This is a genomic window from Mycobacterium sp., from assembly GCF_049683355.1.
GTDB lineage: Bacteria > Actinomycetota > Actinomycetes > Mycobacteriales > Mycobacteriaceae > Mycobacterium.
Genome location: NZ_JBAUJB010000324.1, coordinates 1 through 21,624 on the forward strand (window position 1 = coordinate 1; position 21,624 = coordinate 21,624).

The 21,624-nt window shown below is 67.7% G+C and carries 23 protein-coding genes and 2 riboswitches; of the genes, 9 read left to right on the top strand and 14 right to left on the bottom strand.

What is annotated here, in order from left to right; genetic code table 11:
- Window positions 1-1,115 (bottom strand): D-inositol-3-phosphate glycosyltransferase (gene mshA / locus WA944_RS18805; RefSeq protein ID WP_526609993.1); only part of this gene is annotated, 1,115 nt, incomplete at its 3' end.
- 113 nt (window positions 1,116-1,228) lie between these two features.
- Between mshA and WA944_RS18810 the strand changes: the two genes are divergently transcribed.
- Window positions 1,229-2,126, top strand: a protein-coding gene (locus WA944_RS18810; protein WP_526373904.1) for an IS5 family transposase whose coding sequence is annotated in 2 segments (ribosomal slippage) — window positions 1,229-1,575 and window positions 1,574-2,126 — 900 coding nt in all. Because the reading frame shifts where the segments join, the coding sequence is not laid out codon by codon here.
- A gap of 10 nt (window positions 2,127-2,136) precedes the next feature.
- The gene (locus WA944_RS18815; protein WP_526373903.1) at window positions 2,137-2,895 is read left to right on the top strand and encodes an SDR family oxidoreductase; all 759 of its coding nucleotides are present in this window, start codon (window positions 2,137-2,139) and stop codon (window positions 2,893-2,895) included.
- A 71-nt stretch (window positions 2,896-2,966) separates the two neighbouring features.
- Here the strand turns inward: WA944_RS18815 and WA944_RS18820 are convergent, their stop codons facing one another.
- Both WA944_RS18820 and WA944_RS18825 read right to left on the bottom strand, forming a co-directional pair.
- Window positions 2,967-4,259, bottom strand: coding sequence for an Ig-like domain-containing protein (locus WA944_RS18820; RefSeq protein ID WP_526373902.1), 1,293 nt, complete (start codon window positions 4,257-4,259; stop codon window positions 2,967-2,969).
- 15 nt (window positions 4,260-4,274) lie between these two features.
- Complete coding sequence (locus tag WA944_RS18825; protein WP_526373901.1) at window positions 4,275-5,324, bottom strand: UDP-N-acetylmuramate dehydrogenase; 1,050 nt, start codon at window positions 5,322-5,324, stop codon at window positions 4,275-4,277.
- Window positions 5,325-5,350: 26 nt separating this feature from the next.
- Here WA944_RS18825 and WA944_RS18830 point away from each other — a divergent pair, with 26 nt between their 5' ends.
- Together WA944_RS18830 and WA944_RS18835 are read left to right on the top strand one after the other, a co-directional pair.
- Window positions 5,351-5,863 (top strand): DUF2505 family protein, encoded by a 513-nt coding sequence (locus tag WA944_RS18830; RefSeq protein ID WP_526373900.1) that lies wholly within the window; start codon window positions 5,351-5,353, stop codon window positions 5,861-5,863.
- Between the two features lie 21 nt (window positions 5,864-5,884).
- On the top strand, window positions 5,885-6,682 hold the full coding sequence (locus WA944_RS18835; protein ID WP_526373899.1) for a class I SAM-dependent methyltransferase: 798 nt from the start codon (window positions 5,885-5,887) through the stop codon (window positions 6,680-6,682).
- Between the two features lie 91 nt (window positions 6,683-6,773).
- On the opposite strand, the gene WA944_RS18840 is transcribed toward WA944_RS18835, so the two are convergent.
- Window positions 6,774-8,315, bottom strand: a complete 1,542-nt coding sequence (locus WA944_RS18840) for a high affinity choline transporter 1 (protein WP_526373898.1) — start codon at window positions 8,313-8,315, stop codon at window positions 6,774-6,776.
- 54 nt (window positions 8,316-8,369) lie between these two features.
- Window positions 8,370-8,477: riboswitch (guanidine-I (ykkC/yxkD leader) on the bottom strand.
- Between the two features lie 129 nt (window positions 8,478-8,606).
- Window positions 8,607-8,674: riboswitch (guanidine-III (ykkC-III) riboswitch) on the top strand.
- 11 nt (window positions 8,675-8,685) lie between these two features.
- Between WA944_RS18840 and WA944_RS18845 the strand changes: the two genes are divergently transcribed.
- The 3 genes from WA944_RS18845 to WA944_RS18855 are packed head-to-tail and all read left to right on the top strand — an operon-like array spanning window position 8,686 to window position 11,567.
- Window positions 8,686-9,834 (top strand): agmatinase family protein, encoded by a 1,149-nt coding sequence (locus WA944_RS18845; RefSeq protein ID WP_526609997.1) that lies wholly within the window; start codon window positions 8,686-8,688, stop codon window positions 9,832-9,834.
- 26 nt (window positions 9,835-9,860) lie between these two features.
- On the top strand, window positions 9,861-10,646 hold the full coding sequence (locus WA944_RS18850; RefSeq protein ID WP_526375752.1) for a carbon-nitrogen hydrolase family protein: 786 nt from the start codon (window positions 9,861-9,863) through the stop codon (window positions 10,644-10,646).
- 15 nt (window positions 10,647-10,661) lie between these two features.
- The gene (locus tag WA944_RS18855; protein WP_526375747.1) at window positions 10,662-11,567 is read left to right on the top strand and encodes an LmeA family phospholipid-binding protein; all 906 of its coding nucleotides are present in this window, start codon (window positions 10,662-10,664) and stop codon (window positions 11,565-11,567) included.
- Window positions 11,568-11,570: 3 nt separating this feature from the next.
- Here WA944_RS18855 and deoC read toward each other — a convergent pair whose 3' ends face one another.
- The 6 genes from deoC to WA944_RS18885 form a co-directional block, all read right to left on the bottom strand.
- The gene (deoC, locus tag WA944_RS18860; protein WP_526375751.1) at window positions 11,571-12,254 is read right to left on the bottom strand and encodes a deoxyribose-phosphate aldolase; all 684 of its coding nucleotides are present in this window, start codon (window positions 12,252-12,254) and stop codon (window positions 11,571-11,573) included.
- Entirely contained in the window at window positions 12,251-12,658 is a 408-nt protein-coding gene (locus tag WA944_RS18865) for a DUF2599 domain-containing protein (protein ID WP_526375745.1), read from the bottom strand. The genes deoC and WA944_RS18865 overlap by 4 nt, the downstream gene beginning before the upstream one ends.
- The gene (locus tag WA944_RS18870) at window positions 12,658-12,939 is read right to left on the bottom strand and encodes a DUF2516 family protein (protein WP_526375743.1); all 282 of its coding nucleotides are present in this window, start codon (window positions 12,937-12,939) and stop codon (window positions 12,658-12,660) included. The genes WA944_RS18865 and WA944_RS18870 overlap by 1 nt, the downstream gene beginning before the upstream one ends.
- Before the next feature lie 82 nt (window positions 12,940-13,021).
- Complete coding sequence (locus WA944_RS18875) at window positions 13,022-13,645, bottom strand: heparin-binding hemagglutinin (protein ID WP_526609999.1); 624 nt, start codon at window positions 13,643-13,645, stop codon at window positions 13,022-13,024.
- 17 nt (window positions 13,646-13,662) lie between these two features.
- Window positions 13,663-14,175, bottom strand: coding sequence for a helix-turn-helix domain-containing protein (locus tag WA944_RS18880; RefSeq protein WP_526375739.1), 513 nt, complete (start codon window positions 14,173-14,175; stop codon window positions 13,663-13,665).
- 90 nt (window positions 14,176-14,265) lie between these two features.
- On the bottom strand, window positions 14,266-15,576 hold the full coding sequence (locus tag WA944_RS18885) for a DUF445 domain-containing protein (RefSeq protein WP_526375737.1): 1,311 nt from the start codon (window positions 15,574-15,576) through the stop codon (window positions 14,266-14,268).
- A 127-nt stretch (window positions 15,577-15,703) separates the two neighbouring features.
- On the opposite strand from WA944_RS18885, the gene WA944_RS18890 reads away from it, so the two are divergent.
- The gene (locus tag WA944_RS18890; protein ID WP_159230139.1) at window positions 15,704-16,408 is read left to right on the top strand and encodes a TetR/AcrR family transcriptional regulator; all 705 of its coding nucleotides are present in this window, start codon (window positions 15,704-15,706) and stop codon (window positions 16,406-16,408) included.
- Between the two features lie 36 nt (window positions 16,409-16,444).
- Entirely contained in the window at window positions 16,445-17,311 is an 867-nt protein-coding gene (locus tag WA944_RS18895) for a polyphosphate kinase 2 family protein (protein WP_526375735.1), read from the top strand.
- A gap of 51 nt (window positions 17,312-17,362) precedes the next feature.
- On the opposite strand, the gene WA944_RS18900 is transcribed toward WA944_RS18895, so the two are convergent.
- The 4 genes from WA944_RS18900 to WA944_RS18915 all read right to left on the bottom strand — a co-directional run bounded on the left by WA944_RS18900 (window position 17,363) and on the right by WA944_RS18915 (window position 21,613).
- Window positions 17,363-18,253 (bottom strand): endonuclease domain-containing protein, encoded by an 891-nt coding sequence (locus tag WA944_RS18900; RefSeq protein WP_526375733.1) that lies wholly within the window; start codon window positions 18,251-18,253, stop codon window positions 17,363-17,365.
- 99 nt (window positions 18,254-18,352) lie between these two features.
- Window positions 18,353-19,207 carry a 3-hydroxyacyl-CoA dehydrogenase family protein gene (locus WA944_RS18905; RefSeq protein WP_526375731.1) on the bottom strand — a complete coding sequence of 285 codons (855 nt, stop codon included), beginning with the start codon at window positions 19,205-19,207 and terminating at the stop codon, window positions 18,353-18,355.
- A 76-nt stretch (window positions 19,208-19,283) separates the two neighbouring features.
- The gene (gene aceA, locus WA944_RS18910; RefSeq protein ID WP_526375729.1) at window positions 19,284-20,570 is read right to left on the bottom strand and encodes an isocitrate lyase; all 1,287 of its coding nucleotides are present in this window, start codon (window positions 20,568-20,570) and stop codon (window positions 19,284-19,286) included.
- A 266-nt stretch (window positions 20,571-20,836) separates the two neighbouring features.
- On the bottom strand, window positions 20,837-21,613 hold the full coding sequence (locus tag WA944_RS18915; RefSeq protein ID WP_526610024.1) for an acyl-[acyl-carrier-protein] thioesterase: 777 nt from the start codon (window positions 21,611-21,613) through the stop codon (window positions 20,837-20,839).
- Window positions 21,614-21,624: the final 11 nt, after the last annotated feature.

Here is a 21,624-nt window from a genome sequence, read left to right on the forward strand (position 1 = left end):
CCGGGATCGTGGCCGCCGACCAGCGCACCGCTGACGCCGTCGCGGACCGCCACCGGCAGCCCGCCGACAGCCGCGGCGACCACCGGGGTGCCACATGCCTGCGCCTCCAGCGCGACCAGACCGAAAGACTCCGAGTAGCTCGGCACCGCGACGACATCGGCGGCCCGGTAGACGCGGACGAGGTCGTCCCGGGACTGCGGCGGAAGGAACGTCACGCGGTCGGTGATACCCAACTGGGCGGCCAACTCAACCAGGTCGTCGGGTGTCGACATCCCGTTGCCGGACGGCCCGCCGGCGATGAGCACGTGGATGCCGGGCAGCAGCGCGGCCGCGCGCAGCAGCACGTCGGGCGCCTTGAGCGGCTGGATGCGCCCGACGAAGGCGACGATCGGGACGTCGGCATCGAGGGCGTCCAGTCCCAGTGCCGCGCGCGCGGCCCGGCGGTCACCGGGGGTGAACACCTGCAGGTCGACACCAGGGTGCACCACGTCGATGCGGGCCGGATCGGCCTGATGCAGCGAAACCAGTTGCTGCGCTTCATAATCGGTGTTGACGATGAGCCGGTCGGCCTCGTCGACCACCTGCTGCTCACCGATGGAGCGCATCGGCGGCTCGGGTGAGTCGCCGGCGGCCAGCGACGCGTTCTTGACCGCGGCGAGTGTATGGGCGGTGTGCACCAGCGGCACCGCCCAGCGGTCCGCGGCCAGCCAGCCGACCTGCCCGGAGAGCCAGTAGTGCGAGTGCACGATGTCGTAGTAGCCGGGTTCATGGGTGGCCTCGGCGCGCAGCACGCCTGCGGTGAAAGCACACAGCTGGGTGGGCAGATCGTTCTTGTCCAGCCCCTCGAACGGACCTGCCACCACGTTGCGCACCAGCACACCGGGCGCCACCCGGACCACGGCGGGATCGGTGGACGCGGTGGCCCTGGTGAAGATCTCCACCTCGACGCCGCGACGCGCCAGCTCCAGCGCGGTCTGTTGGACGTAGACGTTCATGCCACCTGCGTCACCCGTGCCCGGCTGGGCGAGCGGGGAGGTGTGCACGGACAAAACGGCCACCCGGCGTGGCTGGGGCAGACCGGAAGCCAGGCCGTGCCGATCGGTCGCTGGACGCACACCGTCATGTCTACACCGCCCGGTCGGGGCATCCCCGCTCAGGCGTGCACGCAGGGGCGACGCCTAGGGCGTGTCTGACAAAAGTTTCGGGTGTTGTGCCTGAGGCTTGAGTCATGTCGCGGTTTCAGTTGCTCTCCGATGCTCAGTGGTCATTGATCGAGGATGTGCTTCCGGTCCGGACGGGTAAGCGGGGCAGACCTTTTCAGGATGCTCGCGCGATGGTCGAGGGCATCATCTACCGATACCGATGCGGTATCGCGTGGCGAGATGTGCCCACGACGTTCGGACCGTGGCAGACGATCTGGACCTGGCATCGACGGATGAGTGCCGACGGCACCTGGGACGAGGTGTTGGCGCGATTGCTGGCCGCCGCCGAGGGAGCCGGGATCATCGACTGGGCGGTGGCGGTCGACTCCACGATCGCCCGCGCCCATCAGCACGCCACGAACATCACTCGTGACACAGGGGGCTGGGTCGAATTACACGAATCTGGCGATCGAGCCGCCTGACCACGGCATCGGCCGCTCTCGCGGCGGCTTGACCAGCAAGATCCATCATCTCGTCGACGGTCGCGGACGACCCTTGGTGGTGCTGGTCGGTCCCGGCCAGGCGCGCGACGGACCGGTCTTCGAGCATTTGCTCGCCCACCTGAAGGTCGACCGTCGCCACGGCGGCCGGCCGCGGACCCGTCCCGACCGCGTCCGCGGCGACAAGGCCTATTCCAGCCGCGCGACCCGCGCCCGGTTGCGCCGGCGCGGGATCGTGGCAGTCGTTCCAGAACCCTCGGATCAGCTCGCCCACCGCAAGCGTCGGGGTTCTCGGGGCGGACGTCCGCCGGCCTTCGATGCCGAGGACTACAAGGGCCGTAACGTCGTTGAACGCAACTTCAACGTCGTCAAACAATGGCGCGGCCTGGCCACCCGCTACGACAAACTCGCCGTCGTCTACCGCGGCGCGGCAGTCCTACGCGCTATCACCCTCTGGCTGCCCTATTTGTCAGACACGCCCTAGTCTTGAGCAGATGACGACTCCATCAGATGCCCGCCGGGTCGCAGTGGTCACCGGAGCCAGCGCCGGAATCGGTGAGGCGACCGCGAGAACCCTTGCCGCGCAGGGATTCCATGTGATCTGCGTGGCGCGCCGGGAGGCCCCGATCGTGGCGCTGGCCGCCGAGATCGACGGCACCGCGATTGTGGCGGATGTCACCGACAGCGCCGCTGTGGCGGCGATGGCCGGACGCCTGGACCGGGTGGACGTGCTGGTCAACAACGCCGGCGGGGCGCGCGGGCTGGAGTCGGTGGCCGACGCCGACGTGGAGCACTGGCGCTGGATGTGGGAATCCAACGTGCTGGGCACGCTGCACGTCACCCGCGCGCTGTTGCCGAAGCTGATCGAGTCCGGCGACGGGTTGATCGTCACGGTCACCTCGATCGCCGCCGTCGAGATCTATGACAACGGGGGCGGCTACACGACGGCCAAGCACGCACAGGGCGTGTTACACCGCACGTTGCGCAGCGAGTTGCTCGGACAACCCGTCCGCCTCACCGAGGTGGCCCCCGGGATGGTCAAGACCGACTTCTCGCTGCGGCGCTTCGACGGGGACGCCGAGCGCGCCGAGAAGGTCTACCGGGGCGTGACCCCGCTGGTGGCCGAAGACATCGCCGACGTGATCGGGTTCGTCGCCAGCCGGCCCTCCCACGTCGACCTGGACCTGATCGTGGTCCGACCGCGTGACCAGGTCAGTGGGGCCAGCGGGTCGCGCTTCCACCGCCAGTCCTGAGTCGTTGACACTGCGACCGCGGCGCAGCCCACTCGGCTTTCTGCGCCCGCAGCGCCGCCTCAACGGGGTTCTCAGCCGCCGGGTCGGCCGCTGACCGGCTGCGGCGCGTCCGACGGTGTCGCCGGGGCGCTATCGGGGATGCCGCCCGAGGCCTGCCGGTCGGACAACGCCGACATCGAGGTCCACTCGTCCCAGGGCACCGCCCAGTCCCAGATGTCGCCGTCGGCGTAAGACAGCTGGATGCGGGTGCCGGTGACCTCGACAGGGTCGCCGTACATCGCGGTGTTGAAGTAGCGCTGCGCATCTTCGGTGGACAGGTTGATGCAGCCGTTGGTGACGTTGCTGTTGCCCTGGGCGCCGGAGCTGGCCGGGTTGGCGTGGATGAACTCGCCGTTGTTGGAGATCCGCACCGCGAACCGCTCGCGGACGTTGGCGTAGCCGGCCGCCGGGTTGGTCATGTAGAAGTCCTCGTACTTCTCCGTGACCACGTGGATGCCGCTGCGGGTGACGTTGCGGTCCAGGTCACCTTCGCCGTAGCTGCAGGGCAGCGTCATGATCACGCCCTCGTCGGTGATCACCTCGATCTGGTGCGACGACGCCTCGGCCTTGACGACCTGGAAGCGTCCGACGGTGAAGTCCAGCGTCGAATCGGCCGCGCCGTACGCGCCCGCGCCGAACGGCACCCCGTAGAAGTTCGCGTCGACGTGCACGGTGGTGCCCGCCGGGTAGTACTCGCGGGTGCGCCAGTGCACCCGCGAACCGCCGACCTCGTCGGGCAGCCACGCCCAGCTGCCCTCGACCTCAGGCGTGGTGGTCACCGACAGCGCCTTCTCCACCGCGGGCCGGTCGTCTTCGGCGATCGCGGCGTCGAACTGCAGGATGATCGGCGCCGCCACACCCACGATCTGGCCGTCGGCGAGCTGGAAACGGCCGTTGACCTGGTTGGCCGGGGAGATCGTGGTGAACGACCCGGACACCGGCACGGCCTTGCCGTCGTGGCCGACGACGGTGCCGCCCCAGGTGTAGGCCACCCCGTAGCCCAGTGGTTCGGTGACGGTGAACGCGGTGCGGTCCCGGTTCAGCGTGCCGGCGACGACCTTGCCGTCGGGGTTGGTCAGACTGACCTTCTGGAACCAGCCGTCGGTGACGTCGACCGCGACGCGCGCGGTGGGCCCGACGTCGACCGCGGAATCGGCGGGCTCGAAGGTCAGCGACGGCTCAGCGGGTGCCTCCGCAGCCGAGCCGGAGGACTGGTCACGCTGGTTCATGCAGGCGGCGAGTGCACCCGGTGCCGCCAGGACGAACGCGACGGCGGCCAGGGCACGCCGTCTGGTGATCGACGGCAACGGGTCTCGAGGGCTCACGTGAACCGAGGGTACCTAGAAATCGCACCCGATCAGCACTGGCTCGGGTGTGAGTTCGATCCCGAACGCCGTGGCGACCCCGTCGCGGATCGTCCTGGCCAGCGCGATGACGTCGGCGCTGCTCGCGTGGCCGCGGTTGGTGAGCGCCAGCGCGTGCTTGGTGGACAGCCGCGCGGGCGCCTGCGCATCCGGAAACCCTTTGCCGAAGCCGGCCCGTTCGACGAGCCAGCCCGCGGCCAGCTTCACCCCGTCGGCAGCGGGATAGTGCGGAACGGGCTCGTCGACCGCACCGGCGAGGCGGTCGAACTCCGTGCGCGTCACCACCGGGTTGGTGAAGAACGAGCCGACGCTCCAGGTGTCGTGGTCGTCCTCGTCGAGCACCATGCCCTTGCCGGCCCGCAGCGACAACACCGCTGCACGGACCTGCGCCGGGTCTGCGCGGTCCCCCTGCCCGACACCGAGCGCCGCGGCGAGCTCGCCGTAGCGCACCGGGCCGCTGCGGTCTGCGGCTTCCAGCGCGAACTCCACCTCCAGCACCACCGCATTTGACGCGTTCTTCAGAATGCTTGTGCGGTAACCGAACTGCAGGACATCAGGGGTCACCCACCGGTCCTCGCCGGTGCGCCGGTCCAGCAGCCGGACCCGGCGGATGGTGTCGGCCACCTCTGCCCCGTAGGCCCCCACGTTCTGCACCGGGGTGGCCCCCGCCGATCCCGGTATCCCGGACAGGCATTCCAGCCCGCTCAAGCCGTGCGCCAGCGAGGCGGCGACGACGCCGTCCCACACCGCACCGGCCTCCGCGCGCACGGTGTCGCCGTCGACGGTGATGCCGCTGTTCGCCAGCCGGACCACGGTGAGCCCGTCGAGGTCGTCGGCCAGCACCACGTTGGATCCGCCGGCCAGCACCAACGCATCCGGGCCGACGTCGCGCAAGGCAGCGACAACCTGTCCGGTGGTGGTGCAGGTGAGCAGTCGCCGCGCGACCGGCCCGACGCGCAGCGTGGTCAGCGGCGCCAGCGGGACGTTCTCGGCGACCGCCACACCGTCGATCGACGAAGAGACCACGGGCGGTAACGGTAGCGTGGTCTTTCATGCCGCGTTCATTCGACATGGCCGCCGAATACGGCGGCACGGTCGAACAGGTCCACAGGGCGTTCAGCGACGAGCAGTACTGGCTGGTCCGGTTGGGCGACTCGGGCGCCGATCACGCCACGCTCGACGAGTTGGTGCTCGGCGACGACGGCGGGATCCGCATCCGCACCACGCAGACGCTGCGATCGGACCGGCTGCCCGCCGTGGTGACGCAGTTCCATCGCGGCGATCTGTGCTTCGTGCGCGAGGAGATGTGGACGCCGATGGTCAACGGACGCGCCTCGGCCGTCGTGTCCGGCACCATTCCCGGTGCGCCGGCCGGGCTGACCGGCGAGGCGGTCCTGGCGCCGGCGACCTCGCAACCGGGCGCGCGGATGGCGCTGACGGCCACCGTCGAGGTCCGGGTTCCGCTCGTGGGCGGCAAGATCGAGAACTTCATCGGCAGCCAGCTGGTCGACCTGCTGATCGCCGAGCAACGCTTCACCACGGTGTGGATCACAGAAAACGGCTGATCACGAACTAAGATCTGCGCCATGGCCCAGCGTGCAGGTGCGCCTCTAGGCGCAATCACGCGGGGCACCACCGGCCACAACCGGCTGCGCCGCAGCGACCGCTGGCTGGTCCACGAGCCCCGGGTTCGCCACGCCGTACATTCCGCCACCGATCCGCTGATCGTCGACCTCGGCTACGGTGCGCTGCCGGTGACCACTCTGGAGCTTGCGATCCGGCTGCGGTCGCTGCGCTCCGACATCCGCGTCGTCGGCCTCGAGATCGACCCCGACCGGGTGCGCATCGGCCGCGCCGCGGTGGCGCCGGGGGTGGAATTCGCGCTCGGCGGCTTCGAATTGGCCGGGCACCGGCCGGTTCTGGTGCGCGCGTTCAATGTGCTGCGCCAGTATCCGGAGAATGCGGTGTCCGATGCGTGGGCGGCGATGCGCACCGGCTTGGCCCCGGGAGGACTGATCGTCGACGGCACCTGTGACGAGCTGGGTCGGCGGTGCTGCTGGGTGCTCCTTGACGCGGTCTCGGTGGTGAGCCTGACGCTGGCGTGTGACCCGTTCAGCGTCGAGCGGCCCTCGGACCTGGCCGAGCGGCTACCCAAAGTGCTTATCCACCACAATGTTTCGGGGCAGCCGATCCACACGCTGCTGCAGGCCGCCGACCGCGCATGGGCCAGCGTCGCCGGCCACGGGGTGTTCGGGCCGAGGATGCGCTGGCGCGCCATGGTGGAAATGCTTGCTGCCGAAGGGTTCCCGGTCACCGCGCCGCGGCGCAGCCTACGCGACGGGGTGCTGACGGTCCCGTGGGCGGCCGTCGCCCCCATCGGCTGACCGTTCGCCCGCCCGCCGCGCCGCCGAACGTACGGTCTCTGACGAAAATCGCGCGGAATCCGTCAGACACCGTACGTTCGACGAAGATCGACTAGGGCGCGTTGGCGGCCTTGACCGTGACCGGCTCCGCGGACTCGTCGGCGGTCTGGTCCACCCCCGCCAGCGCCTCGTCGATGTCCTCGGCAAGCTGGATGTCCAACCCGCGCAACGTCGCCGGTTTGGTGAGCACGGCGACCACGACGTACGCCAGCAGCGACGCCGCGAACGCGATGAAGGTCGGGTATCCGTCGAAGGTCGCGTCGAAGATGCCGTTCGGCACGTAGAAGATGGTGTTGTCCACGCCGTACATCGTCGGGGTCATCGCGAACAGCCCGAGCCGGACCACCAGGCCCACGACGATCGCCGCCATCGCCGCCGTCGCCGTCCCGCGGCGCCAGTACAGACCGAGCACAAACGGAACGATGAGGCAGGCCAGCAGCAGGTCGAACGCCAGCGTCAGCAGGATCCCGGTCTGCGGCACCTTGAGCGCGAACAGCACCGACACCGCGGCGACCGGGATCATCGCCCACCGGGTGGCCCGCAGCAGCGGATCGACCTTGCCCTCGACATGCACCCGCTTGACGTTGCCGACGTTGCGTACCGCGACCGCCGCGGTGCCCAGGATGGCGCCGTTGGCGGTGCTCATCGACGCGCCCACGATGCCGGCCAGCACCAGCACCGTCAGACCGATCGGCGCGAAGTCGTTGAGCAACACGAAAAGAACCGGTCCGTCGGAACCTTCGGGCACGATCGCCGTGGACGCGAGCGCGACCAGGGCGAACGGGATGCCGATCGCGGCTGCGCCGGCCGCGCCGATGAAGCACGCCCGACGCGCGGTTTCCGGCGAGCGGGCCGAGAAGATCCGCTGCATGAAGTCGATGGCGACGATGTCGCCGATGCCCAGCGCGATCAGCGTCGCCCAGTTGATCGCCGCGCCCTGGGCCGGGTCGCCGAGTTGGCCCAGGTCGAACGGGCCCATGCCGTCCGGCACGGTCAGGCCGTACGTCACCGTCACCCAGATCAGCGTGGCGACCGCGGCCACCAGGATCAGGCTCATCTGCACGATCGCGGTGTAGGCGTCGGCCAACATGCCGCCGGCCCCGGTGTAGAGCAGCACGACCCCTGCGATCAGCACCACGCCCACCCAGTACGGGAAGCCGACGAAGTACTCGAACAGGAAGCCGCCGGCCACCAGGTTGCCGGCCACCAGGATCGCGAACGCGGTGATCATCAGCACCGACGACGCCACCTCGACCGGCCTGCCGAACCGCAGCCGGTAGTAGTCGGGCAGCGTCGTCAGGCCCATCCGGTTCATCGGCTTGGCGAAGAAGATGCCGGTGATCAGCAGACACAGGCCCAGGCCCAGGGGCAGCGCCGCACCCGCCCAGAAGCCGAACTGCGACGACAGGTCGGTGTTGCCGAGGGTCGCGTTGGTGTCGACGGCCTGCCCCATCAGGGCGGCACCGACCAGCGGGAGGGCCAGGTTGCGGCCGCCGACGAGGAAGTTGGTGCTGTCGCCACCGACGCGCCGGGCGACCGCAAGCCCGATCAGCGTGACGACGACGATGCTGAATCCGACGCCGAGAAGAATCATTGCGGAGCCTCCTGAAAGAACATTGGAGGCAGAGCCTCCACGTCGAACACTGGAGCCTCCCGGGCTTTTATCCCGCCGTGGAACGAATCCGGCCTCGCCGCCGGAGCCGCCTGCGTCTCTCGGACCAGACCCGCAAGCGGCGGAACCCTAGACGCGCCCCACTGTTCGAATTCGTCGAGTGGGTCGCCATCTAGAAAAGACCCGTTTCGTTACATCACGTCGCGTCAGGTGTTAACGATGCGTTTCCTTCAGCGCTGGACAGCAATTCGCGACTGTGCCAACAATGAACCGCAGGGGCCGGGTGAACCGGTTCCCCGGACGAGGTGCGTCGTACCCGGTCAGCGACAAGACGGCGCGTGAGGAGCACGTGATGCCCGAGCACTTCGATCCAAACCTGCCCAACGCCGAGGGCGCCTGGGCGCAGCAAGCCGAGGCGAACCTCGGTGACCGTCGCCTGCGCGAGGAGATCGAACGCGGTCTGAGCTTCGGCCTGGAGGCGGCCCCGACGATCAACGACCGCACCATCTCGACGTTCGTACGCGGTGAGAAGCCGCACTTCGCCGGTGAACGCGGCACGTTCCTGAAATGCCCGTACATCGAGGACGTCCACCAGGTCGACGACGCCGAGGTCGCGATCTTCGGGGTGCCGCTGGATGCCGGCGCCACCTACCGGCCGGGAACACGCTTCGGCCCGCAGGGCATCCGCCGCTCGACCAACCTGTTCGGCACCTACAACTACGAATCCGGCGTCGACCTGCGCGAGCAACTCAACATGGTCGACATCGGCGACGTGTTCACCATCCCGGGCAACCTGGAGAAGTCCTTCGACCAGATCAGCCAAGCGATGGCGTTCGTCGCGCAGAAGGGCGTCATGCCGATCGTCCTCGGCGGCGACCACTCCATCGGCTTCCCGACCATCCGCGGGCTGGCCCCCTACATGGACGGCAACATCGGCATCATCCATTTCGACCGCCACGTCGACACCCAGGAGACCGACCTCGACGAGCGGATGCACACCACCCCGTGGTTCCACGCGACCAACATCAAAAACGCACCCGCGACCAACCTGGTGCAGATCGGCATCGGCGGCTGGCAGAGCCCGCGTGAAGGGGTGAAGGTCGGCCGCGACCGCAAGTCGACGGTGATCACCGTCGGCGACGTGGAGCGGGTGGGCATAGAAAAAATAGCGGAGATCGCACTGGAAACAGCCTGGAAGGGCGCAAAGGCGGTGTACCTGTCGTTCGACATCGACGTCATCGACGCCGGGTTCGTGCCGGGAACGGGCTGGCCGGAGCCGGGCGGGCTGCTTCCGCGGGAGGCGCTCAACCTGGTCAAGATGGTCTCCGAGCCCGGGCTCGCGGGCATCGAGGTCGTCGAGTGCTCGCCACCGTACGACTGGGCCGAGCAGACCGCGCTGATGAGCTCGCGGGTGATCCTCGACAGCCTGGCCGCACAGGTCCGCTCCGGCAAGCTCGGCCACAAGCCCGCCTCGCTGGACCGGCCTGCCTGGGGGCCGTAACTAGGCTGTTCGACATGCGCTCCGACTTGCGTGTGGCGTTGGCCCAGCTCAACAGCGGTACCGACCCGGACGCCAACCTCGCCCTCGTCGAGGACCACACCTCGCGGGCGGTCGAAGCGGGCGCGTCGCTGGTGCTGTTCCCCGAGGCGACCATGTGTCGCTTCGGGGTGCCGCTCGCGCCGGTCGCCGAGCCGTTGGACGGACCGTGGGCCGACGCCGTCCGCGGCATCGCCCGGCGCGCAGGCGTCGTCGTCGTCGCCGGCATGTTCACCCCCGCCGATGACGGCCGGGTCACCAACACGCTGCTCGCGACCGGCCCTGGGGTGGACGCGCGCTACGACAAGATCCATCTCTACGACGCGTTCGGCTTCGCCGAGTCCAAGACCGTCGCGCCGGGCCGGGAACCGGTCGTCATCGACGTCGACGGGGTGACGGTCGGCCTGACGCTGTGTTACGACATCCGGTTCCCCGAGCTGTACGTCGAATTGGCCCGCCGGGGCGCCGAGCTGATCACCGCGCACGCGTCCTGGGGCGCCGGTCCGGGCAAGCTCGACCAGTGGACGCTGCTGGCGCGGGCCCGCGCGATCGACACGAACAGCGTGCTCGCCGCGGTAGGGCAGGCCTACCCCGGTGACGAGATCGCCAAGCAGGGGCCGACGGGGGTCGGGGGCAGCGTGGTTGCCTCCGCGCTCGGCGACGTGGTGGCTTCGGCGGGCAGCGGGCCGGAGTTGCTGGTCTGCGACATCGACCTGGAGGCCGCACGCACGGCACGCGAGACGGTCGCGGTGATGCGCAACCGCTCATGGCGGTAAGGCAGAATCGCTGAGGTGACCGATCCCTGTGCCCGTCAGCCGCAACAGCCGCCCGGCCCACCGCAGCCACCGTTTGCGCAGAACCCGACTCAGGGTTTCCCCCCCGATCCACCCCAGGGCTATCCGCCCGGGCAGATGCCTTCCGGGCCCCCGGAGGAGGAAGGTTCTTCGTTGCCGGCGAAGTTCAAGAAGATCTTCAGCGATCCGCTCTCCATCGTTCTGGCGGTCGTGATCGTCGTGGCGTTGGTGTTCGCCGGTCTGCTGGGCGGTGAGCTCTACGCCCGCAACCGCGCCGACACCGTCGTCGCCTCGGTGGTCGAGTGTGTGGTCCGGGACGACGTCACCGCGTCGTTCGGGGTGTTCCCGCCGTTCCTGTTCCAGCATGTGTCGGGCCACTACACGAACATCAGGATCGAGACCGCGGGCAACCAGCTGCGCGACGCCCGGGGCATGAAGCTGAACCTCGACATCAACGACGTGCGCCTGGAGGACACCCCCACCTCGGGGGGTTCGGTGGGCTCCCTGCTGGCCAACATCAGCTGGTCCGCCGAGGGCATCAAAGAGACCATCCAGGGCGCCATCCCTCTGGTCGGCAGCTTCGTGACCGACGTGACGACCAACCCGGCCGACGGGACGATCGAGCTCGAGGGCGCGCTGGGCAGCATCACGACCCGACCCGAGGTCGTCAACGGCGGCATCTCGCTGCAGGTGGAGAATCTGACCGGGCTCGGCTTCACGCTGCCGCGGGAGATCGTGCAGCCGGCGCTGGACGCGTTCACCGCGGAGCTGACCCAGGACTACCCGATGGACATCCGCGCGGACTCCATCGAGGTCACCGATACCGGTGTGGTGAGCCAGTTCTCGACCAGCAACGCATCGATCCCGAAGCAGAACGAGGACCCCTGCTTCGCCGGACTGTAGGTTTCAGCCGAGACCGTCGAGCACCGCACGGGTACCGGAGAGCCCCAGCCGAGTGGCACCGGCGTCGAGCAGCACCGCGGCGTCCGCGGCGGTGCGGATGCCGCCACTGGCCTTGATGCCGAGGCGGGTCCCGACGGTCTCGGCCATCAGTTCCACCGCACGTACCGACGCTCCCCCACTCGGGTGAAACCCGGTGGAGGTCTTGACGAAATCCGCCCGGCCGTCTTCGGCGGCCCGGCACGCCTCGACCAGGCTGCGCTCGTCCCCGAGGCTCAGCAGGGCCGCCGATTCCACGATGACCTTCAGCACGACGTCGTCACCGATGGCGTCACGGACCGCCGCGACATCGCCGCGGACGGCGTCGAAGTCCCCGCTCAACGCGGCCCCGACATCGATCACCATGTCGATCTCGTGGGCGCCGTCAGCCACGGCGGCGCCCGCCTCACCGGCCTTCACCGACGAAAGGTGCTTGCCCGACGGGAAACCCACGACGGCGGCCAGCTTCGGCCCCTCCGCGAGTCTGCGACGGGCCACCGCCACCATCGACGGCGACACACACACCGCGAACACGCCGAGTTCGGCGGCCTCGGCCACCAGCGCCGCCACGTCGTCGGCGGTGGCCTCCGGTTTGAGCAGCGTGTGATCGACCAGCGCCACAACCTCGGCGCGGGTACGAGAGCCCATCAGAAGGGCTCTTCGGTGCCGCCCGGATTGCAGCCGGCGGAGATCATCTGGTCTTCACTGACCTCGGGTCGCCACGGTTCGAGGTTCCAGCTGACCTTGCCCGGCTCGACCAACTCGGCGAACTGCCAATGACAGATGAACTGCTCCCGCATCCCGGGGATCGCCGCGTCGGGGGACAGCGTCAGTACTTCGGCCCACGCTTCGTCGGCCTGCGCACGGCTACCCGGCATGCCGGACAGCCCGCGTCCGGAGGACGTCGGGTACACCCGCAGGCTGGACAGGTCCCCCCACTTGGCCCACTCGACGTGGTCGACGTACGGGGGCGCGACGATGGGCGTGGCCGACGCGACCGGCGCGGCGAGCGGGAGTGCACAGGCCACCGCCACAGCAGCCAGGAGACGGCGCACTAGCGCGACTTCCCCTGGACTTCAAGGATCTTCGGGCGGACATCGACGAGGTACACGCCGGAGGCCGCCGCGGCGATCGCCACCCCGAAGATGCCGAGAACCAGCGCCAGCAACACCCCGACACCGAGGATGACCAGCCACACCGGCTTGGTCAGCTTGTCGACTGCGGTGTACGCGTCAGGCCGTTGCATGGCCGCGTGCACGAACGCATAGACCGACGCCACCAGGACCGCGACCTGTAAAGCGAAAAGGACGTAACCCACCAAGCCTTGGAGCTCCACGCTCGACAGCCTATGCGGGTTACGCCCTCCGGTCGAACTCCACCGCTCGCGGTGGTGTCGACCGTCGATCGCCCTGGTGTGACTACTTCTGGGTGACCTTCTTGGCCGGCGCCTTCTTGGCGGGGGCCTTCTTGGCCGGGGTCTTCTTGGCGGGGGCCTCCTTGGCCGGAGCCTTGTTGGCGGCCTTCTTCACCGGCTCGGCGGCCGACTCGGTCTTCTTCGGCAGCTCGACGCCGACCAGCTTGGCGGCACGCTCGCCGACCGCCCGGGTCTGGCTCGCCACATTGCCCAGCGCCTCCTGGGTCAGCTCGACGGCCTGGTCGGTGTATCCCTCCACACGGCTCGCGGCATCTTCCAGCGCGGGCTGGCTACGCAGCCGCTCCAACGCGGCCTCGCCACGCTCGATGAGCTTGTTGTAGGTGGTCTGCGCGGCCTCGGCGTAGCCCTCGGCGAACCTGCGCAGCTCCTCGGAGGTGAGCCGGCCACGGATGTCGTCGATTTGCGTCGGCAGTTCTTCCTGCAGCTTGTTGATGCGGGCGCGGCTCGCCTCGGCACGGGCCTCGGCGTCGGTGCGGGCATCGCCGGCACGCTCACGCAGCGTCGCGACGATCTCGTTGACACGCTCCAGGGCCAGGTCGGCAGCGCCGACGGCGGCGAGCAGCGGGGCCTTCAGGTCGTCGATCTCGATCTGGTTCTTGTCAGCCATGGTCTTTACCTTTCGTTTCACGCTTGGTGGTCGGTGTTCGGAGTTTGAGTGAGTTGCAGAGGACGATGGACGGGGCTTGGGTCTTGTTCAGTCGTCGGCTCCTCATCTGCTTCGCTGAGTTGGTCGTCCTGTGCGGCTACCGCCTGTGCGGCTTCGAGAAGGGCGGCCTCGTTCTGCTGGCAGAACGACGTGTAGATGTCGAGCAGCACCTGCTTCTGCCGCTCGTTGATCGCCATGTCGGTGACGATGGCGTCGCGAACCTCGCCCGACTCCGTGGGCTCGAGAATCCCGGCCCGGATGTAGAGCACCTCGGCAGAGACGCGCAATGCCTTGGCGATCTGATTGAGCACGTCGGCCGAGGGTTTGCGCAGCCCGCGCTCGATCTGGCTGAGGTACGGATTGCTGACACCTGCCTTCTCGGCGAGTTGTCGCACGGACACCTGCGCGGCTTCACGCTGGCTCCGGATGAAGCTCCCGATGTCCTGCGCAGCGTTGGACACGACAGCGGCAAGATTTTCATCCTGCGACATGATTGCCCTCTCGTTGCGTTGGGTAACCGATCAGCTACATCCCAACCGTACGACGGGGTGCTAACTTTTGCAAGCACTAGTTAGCGCAGGTCAGAACAACAAGTGCGCCACGGTGTAGATGATCAGCCCCGCCAGCGCCCCGACCACGGTGCCGTTGATCCGAATGAACTGCAGGTCGCGGCCGACATGAAGTTCGATCCGGCGACTCGCCTCCTCGGCGTCCCAGTGTTCGATGGTTTCGGTGATGATCGCTGTGATCTCCGTCCCATACTGGCCCACCAGATGCTGAGCCGCCCGCACGATCCAGTTGTCGACCTTGTCCCGCAGGTCGGAGTCGTCGCGCAGCGACTCCCCGATGTGCACCACCGAGTCGGCGATGCGGGCCCGCAGCGTCGAGCTCGGGTCGTCGACGGCTTCCATCAGGATGCGCTTGGCCGTGGTCCAGGCGGTCTCGGCGGCCCTGGTCACCTCGTCGCGGGCCATGATCTGGTTCTTCACGTTCTCCGCGCGCTGGATCGTCGCCTCGTCGTTCTGCAGGTCGGCGGCGAACTCGAACAGGAACTTGGTGGCCGAGCGGCGAAGCTCATGGTCCGGGTTGCGGCGCACCTTGTCGGTGAAGTCCATCAGTTCGCGGTGGATCCGGTCGCCGATCAGGGTGTCGACCCACCGCGGCGACCACGACGGCGAGTCGCGCTCGATGACCCGCTCGATGACCTCGCCCGCGTTCAGTGACCACTCGAAGGCCCGGTCCGCGAGCAGCTGGATCAGCGCCTCCTGGCGTCCCGCCTCCAGCAGCGAGGCCAGCACCCGACCGATCGGCGGGCCCCACTGCGGCTCGGCGATGCGCTTGACGATCATCCGGTCCAGGACCTGTTGGACGTCCTCGTCCCGCAGCATCTCCACCAGCACCCGCAACACCGTCGACGCCTCGGCGGCCACGCGCTCGGCGTGCGCCGGTTCGGCCAGCCACTTCCCCATCCGGCCCGCGACCTCGGCGCCCCGCAGCTTGGTGGCGACCACCTCCGGCGACATGAAGTTCTCCCGGACGAAGTCGCCCAGCCCCTCGCCGAGCTGATCCTTCTTGCGTTTGATGATCGCGGTGTGCGGGATCGGGATGCCGAGTGGGTGCTTGAACAGGGCGGTGACGGCGAACCAGTCGGCCAGCGCGCCGATCATGCCGGCTTCGGCGGCGGCCCGCACGTAGCCCACCCACGGCGGCGCACCCTGGGCCTGGGCCCAGGTGCACACCAGGAAGATGACGGTGGCGCCGAGCAGGAAGCTCAGGGCGACGGCCTTCATCCGGCGCAGGCCGCGCCTGCGTTCGGCGTCGGAGGCTGAGTCGGCCCCGACAAGGGTTTCGGCGAAGCCGGGCCGTGCTCCGACGTCGGTTCTGTGTGCCACCTCTACATCATCCGCTACGCCAGCAACTGCCCCGGTGGTGACGTCGACGGCGCGGCGTCCCGCCAACCTGCGCGCGATGCCGACCGCCGTATCATCGACGGGGACTAGGGAATGGATTACCGCGAACGTGGCTCAGCAATCCCCGCCGGTGGCGGTCAAGACCGATGGCCGCAAACGACGCTGGCACAAGCACAAGGTCGAGCGACGCAACGAACTCGTCGACGGCACGCTCGAAGCTATCCGTAGCCGCGGCAGCAACGTCAGTATGGACGAGATCGCAGCGGAGATCGGCGTGTCCAAGACGGTGCTGTACCGCTACTTCGTCGACAAGAACGATCTCACCACCGCGGTGATGATGCGGTTCGCGCAGACCACCCTGATCCCGAACATGGCTGCGGCACTGTCGTCGAACCTGGACGGTTACGACCTCACCCGCGAGATCATCCGGGTCTACGTCGACACCGTCGCCAACGAGCCCGAGCCGTACCGGTTCGTGATGGCTAACAACTCGGCGAGCAAGAGCAAGGCCGTCGCCGATTCGGAACAGATCATCGCCCGGATGTTGGCCGTGATGTTCCGGCGGCGGATGGCCGAGGTCGGGATGGACACCGGCGGCATCGGGCCCTGGGCGTTCCAGATCGTCGGCGGGGTCCAGCTCGCCACGCACTCCTGGATGTCCAACCCGCGGATGACGTCCGACGAACTGATCGACTACCTGACGATGCTGTCGTGGAGCGCGTTGTGCGGAATAGTCGAGGTGGGTGGCTCTCTGGAGAAGTTCCGGCAGATGCCCCATCCGTCACCTGTACTGCCGCCACGACTGGTTGACTAGGGGCATGAGCGAAGCTTGCGAGCGAATCGACGGCCAATGAGCGAGCTCTCGGATCTGCCCTCGTTGTGGACGCACGAACCGCACATCGAGTTGATGTTCCGTCCGGGTGACAGGGTCCATGACATCGATACCGACGCCACCCCCGGGTTTCGCGGCAAGAAGGCCGACGCGCCCACCTTGCAGGAGGAGCGCAATGTGCGCTTCGCCGAGCTCCAGGAGAAGCTCTACGCCAACAGCCGCGCCGGCGACACCAGGTCGGTTCTGCTGGTGCTACAGGGTATGGACACTGCGGGCAAAGGCGGGATCGTCAAACACGTTGTGGGCGGTGCGAATCCGCAGGGCATCAAGTACACCAGCTTCGGCAGCCCGACGCCCGAGGAACTGTCCCATCACTACCTGTGGCGGATCCGCAAGGCACTGCCGACGGCCGGACACATCGGCGTCTTCGATCGTTCACACTACGAGGACGTGCTCATCGTCCGGGTGCACGATATGGTGCCACCTGACGTGTGGGAGCCCCGCTACGACGAGATCAACGCCTTCGAGCGCGAACTCGTCGACGGCGGCACCACGCTGGTGAAGGTGGCGATGTTCGTCTCACTCGACGAGCAGAAGAAGAGACTCAGTGAGCGTCTCGAGCGCCCGGACAAGTACTGGAAGTACAACCCCGGCGACATCGACGAGCGTCTGAAATGGCCGCTCTACCAAGAGGCCTACCAGGCGATGCTCGACCGGACGTCCACCGAGCACGCGCCGTGGCACATCGTGCCGTGCAACCAGAAGTGGTACAGCCGGCTGGCGATCACCGAGTTGCTCATCGAGGCGCTCAAGCGACTGAACATGTCCTGGCCGCCACCGGATTTCGATGTAGCGGCGGAGAAGAAGCGATTGACGTCGGCGTAGTTGTCGGGGGCGCCGAGCGTACGGTTTCTGACGGATTTCGGTCGATTCCCATCACATTGCGTACGTTCGGGCGCCGAGCCGGCCGGTGGGCCGCCAACCGCGGTCACAGAGCGCCTTTGCGGCTCGTCGGACGATGTCGTCGGGTGCGTTGCGGAGATGCCTGGCACTCACCCGGACGATGGTCCAGCCCCGGGCTGCCAGGAACTCCAGCCTGGTGATGTCCTCGGCATGCGCGGCAGGGTCGGTCCAGTGTTGCTCGCCGTCGTACTCGACGCCGACGCGAAACTCGTTCCACCCCATGTCGATCCGGCGTATCACCTTGCCCTGCGCGTTTCTGATCGGGATCTGGGTAGTCAGCCTCGGCAGTCCCGCGCGGATCAGCAGCAGGCGCACTCGGGTCTCCTGCGGGGACTCGGCACCACCGTCGACGAGATCGAGCACCTCGCGCAGCCGTCGGAGCCCCCTGGCGCCGGGGTGACGGGCGGCGACGTCCACCACTTCGGACACCGGACAGCGGGCGGCGCACAGTAGAGCGTCGATTCGAATGATGGCCTCATCGCCCACCGTTCGTCGGCCGATGTCGTAAGCGGTCCGTGCCGGGGTCGTGCAGTCGATGCTCTGAATCAGACATACCTCGTCGTCGAGGAGGATGTCGCGGTGGATCAGGATGCCCGGCGCAGCCCCGGAACGAACGCGGGTGAGCTCGGCCGGACCGCCTTCGGGTAGCCAGCGGGTGCCGTGCATCGCCGCCGCAGACGCCCCGGCCAGAGTGGCCTCGCGCCGCGACCACAAACATGCCGCATAGGCGCGATCCCGCGCCGTCAAGGACATGCCCTGCGGGACGTAGACGTTGTGATGCAGCTTGATGAACCGGCGGCGGAGCGCCTGACGGGTCAACTCGCCCGCGGCGAGCGCCTCGGAAGCCACGACGATCTGGTGCACACCGGATTAGGCGCACCAGGGCGCCGAACGGTTCCCGAGCGCACGAATTGTGACGGATTCTGCGCGGGATCCGTCACAAACCGTACGTTCAGCGAATTGCTAGTAGCTGTAGAAGCCCTTGCCTGACTTCTTGCCGAGTTGTCCGGCCTCCACCATCCGCTGCAGCAGCGGCGGCGGCGCATAATGCGCGTCCCTGTACTCGTCGTACATGGAGTCAGCGATCAGCTTCATGGTGTCCAACCCGATGAGGTCGGACAGCCGCAGCGGCCCCATCGGATGCGACAGGCCGGCCACGACGGCCGTGTCGATGTCCTCGACGGTGGCCACACCGGACTCAGCCATCCGGATGGCCGACAACAGGTACGGCACCAGCAGGGCGTTGACGATGAACCCGGAGCGGTCGCCGCAGCGCACCACCTGCTTGCCGAGCACCTCGCCGGCGAACTTCTCGACCCTCGCCGCCGCCTCATCCGTGGTGACGAGCGTGCTGATCAGCTCGACGAGCGGCAGCACCGGCACCGGGTTGAAGAAGTGCAGACCCAACACGCGGCCCGGATTCTTCGTCGCCGCAGCGATTTTCATGATCGGGATGCTCGAGGTGTTCGACGCCAGCACTGCGTCCGGGTCGGTGACGACGGCATCGAGTTCGGCGAAGACCTTGGCCTTGACGGCCTCGTCTTCGACGATCGCCTCGATGACGAGCTGACGGTCGGCCATGTCGGCCATGTCGGTCGTGAAGGTCAGCCGGGCCAGGGCGATCTCGAAGTCGTCGGCGGCCAGCTTGCCCTTCGCCTTGGCACGTTCCAGCGAGGCGGTGATGCGTGCGCGGCCCGCGGCGGCCAGCTCTTCGGTCGGCTCGAAGACCAGCACGTCGGCGCCGGCCTTGGCGCACACCTCGGCGATTCCGCCGCCCATCTGCCCGGCGCCCACGACGCCTACTCGTTCGATGCTCACAGGTACTCCTTCAATTGCAGCGATGAGCCCCGCCCGGAAGTCCAGGCGGGGCTCATGCTGTCACGCAGTCAATGACCTAGTGGAACTGGCCCTCTTCGGTCGAGCCCGCCAGCGCGGTGGTCGACGACGTCGGGTCCACCGTGGTGGCGATGCGGTCGAAGTAGCCGGCACCGACCTCGCGCTGATGCTTGGTCGCCGTGTAACCGCGCTCCTCGGCGGCGAACTCGCGCTCCTGCAGCTCGACGTAGGCGCTCATCTGGTTGCGGGCGTAACCGTAGGCCAGGTCGAACATCGAGTAGTTGAGGGCGTGGAAGCCGGCCAGCGTGATGAACTGGAACTTGAAGCCCATCGCGCCGAGCTCCTTCTGGAACTTCGCGATCGTCGCGTCGTCGAGGTGCTTACGCCAGTTGAACGACGGCGAGCAGTTGTAGGCCAGCATCTGGTCCGGGAACTCGCTCTTGACGCCCTCGGCGAACTTCTTGGCCAGCTCGAGGTCCGGGGTGCCGGTCTCCATCCAGATCAGATCGGAGTACGGCGCGTAGGACTTGGCGCGGGCGATGCACGGCTCGAGGCCGTTCTTGACCCGGTAGAAGCCTTCCTTGGTCCGCTCACCGGTGATGAACGGCTGGTCGCGCTCGTCGACGTCGGAGGTGATCAGCGTGGCTGCCTCGGCGTCGGTGCGGGCGATGACGACCGTGGGGACGTCGGCGACGTCGGCCGCCAGGCGAGCCGAGGTGAGCGTGCGGATGTGCTGCTGGGTCGGGATCAGCACCTTGCCACCGAGGTGGCCGCACTTCTTCTCCGAGGCCAGCTGGTCCTCCCAGTGCGATCCGGCGACACCGGCGGCGATCATCGCCTTCTGCAGCTCGTAGACGTTCAACGCGCCGCCGAAGCCGGCTTCACCGTCGGCGACGATCGGGGCCAGCCAGTTCTCGACCGAGCGGTCGCCCTCGACCTTGGCGATCTGGTCGGCGCGCAGCAGCGCGTTGTTGATGCGGCGGATCACCTGCGGCACCGAGTTGGCCGGGTAGAGGCTCTGGTCGGGGTAGGTGTGGCCGGACAGGTTCGCGTCACCGGCGACCTGCCAGCCCGACAGGTAGATGGCCTTGAGTCCGGCCCGGACCTGCTGGACGGCCTGGTTGCCGGTCAGCGCACCCAATGAGTTGACGTACTCCATGTCGTGCAGCTGCTCCCACAGCACCTCGGCGCCGCGGCGCGCCAGCGTGCTCTCCTCGACGACGTGGCCTTGCAGCGCGACGACGTCCTGAGGGGTGTAGGTGCGGGTGATGCCCTTCCAGCGGGGGTTGTTGTCCCAGTCGTGCTGGATCTGCTCGGGGCTCTTCGGTGTGCCAACGGTCGACATTGACTGCTCCTTCGGTGTTGCAAATCGCCGGAGACCCAGGGAGCCTCCGAATTTGTTAACGCGCCAGCTTGTTCACTGGTGTGCTAACCCGAGGATGCCTCATGCCATAACCGCAGGTCCACCAGTTTCGGTTGCCAACTTTCGCCAACCCGCACCGGCAGTTTGCGAATATTGCGAAGGCCGCAAACGACTGAAACGGTTCAGTACCTACTCGCCAGTAGCGAATGTTCGCAGGTCAGTACGCTCGTACTGTTTACGAATGCGTTTCAGAGCGCGAAGATCGACGCGACCGCTTTGGTCTCCTCGCCGACGGCGTATGTGAGCGTTGTAACAGTGCGATCGACCAGATCCGGACCGAACCGGTCGGTCGAGCCCGCCGGATACGTGTGCCGGATGATCTCCAGCTTGTCGCCCAGCGCCACCGGCAGGTCGTGCTCGATGGTGACCCGCAGCGGCGCGGCCAACAACTCCGGCTGGCTGAACAGGTGGTCCTCGATCACACTCCAGTACACCGCGTTGTTCATGTGGTCGAAGATGTCGATATCGCTGACCCGGACGGGATACTCACGGACATGCTCGGCGTCCTCGCGTCTGCCGGCCTTCAGATAGGCCTTCCACCGCAACCGGTCCACGTCGGTGGTGCGCTGCAGGCCCTCGATGAAATCGTCCGCGATGCGCGCCGGCCCCTGGGTCTCCCGGTTGATGTTGATCCAGAAGGCCTCGGATTCCATCAGCCCGCCGCGGCGGCCGTCGATGCGGACCCGCATCTCACACCACCGGTTGGAGGTGCCCGAACACCACCGCCGCAACCGCAGGGTGTCCTTGAACACGATGGGCTCGATCAGGTCGATCATCGTGCGGCGCACGATCCACAGTGGGTGGGTTTCTTCGAACCCCATCTCGCGCAACTGGTCCGACCCGATGTCCTGGATGTGGCGCGTCGCGGCGTCGAACTTCAGCCTGCCCGTGCGGTCGACGTCGGCGACCCGCAACGGCCAGTGCACGTCGAACACGTCGGGGTGCGGATCAGGTACCGGCATCATCGCTTTGGCCA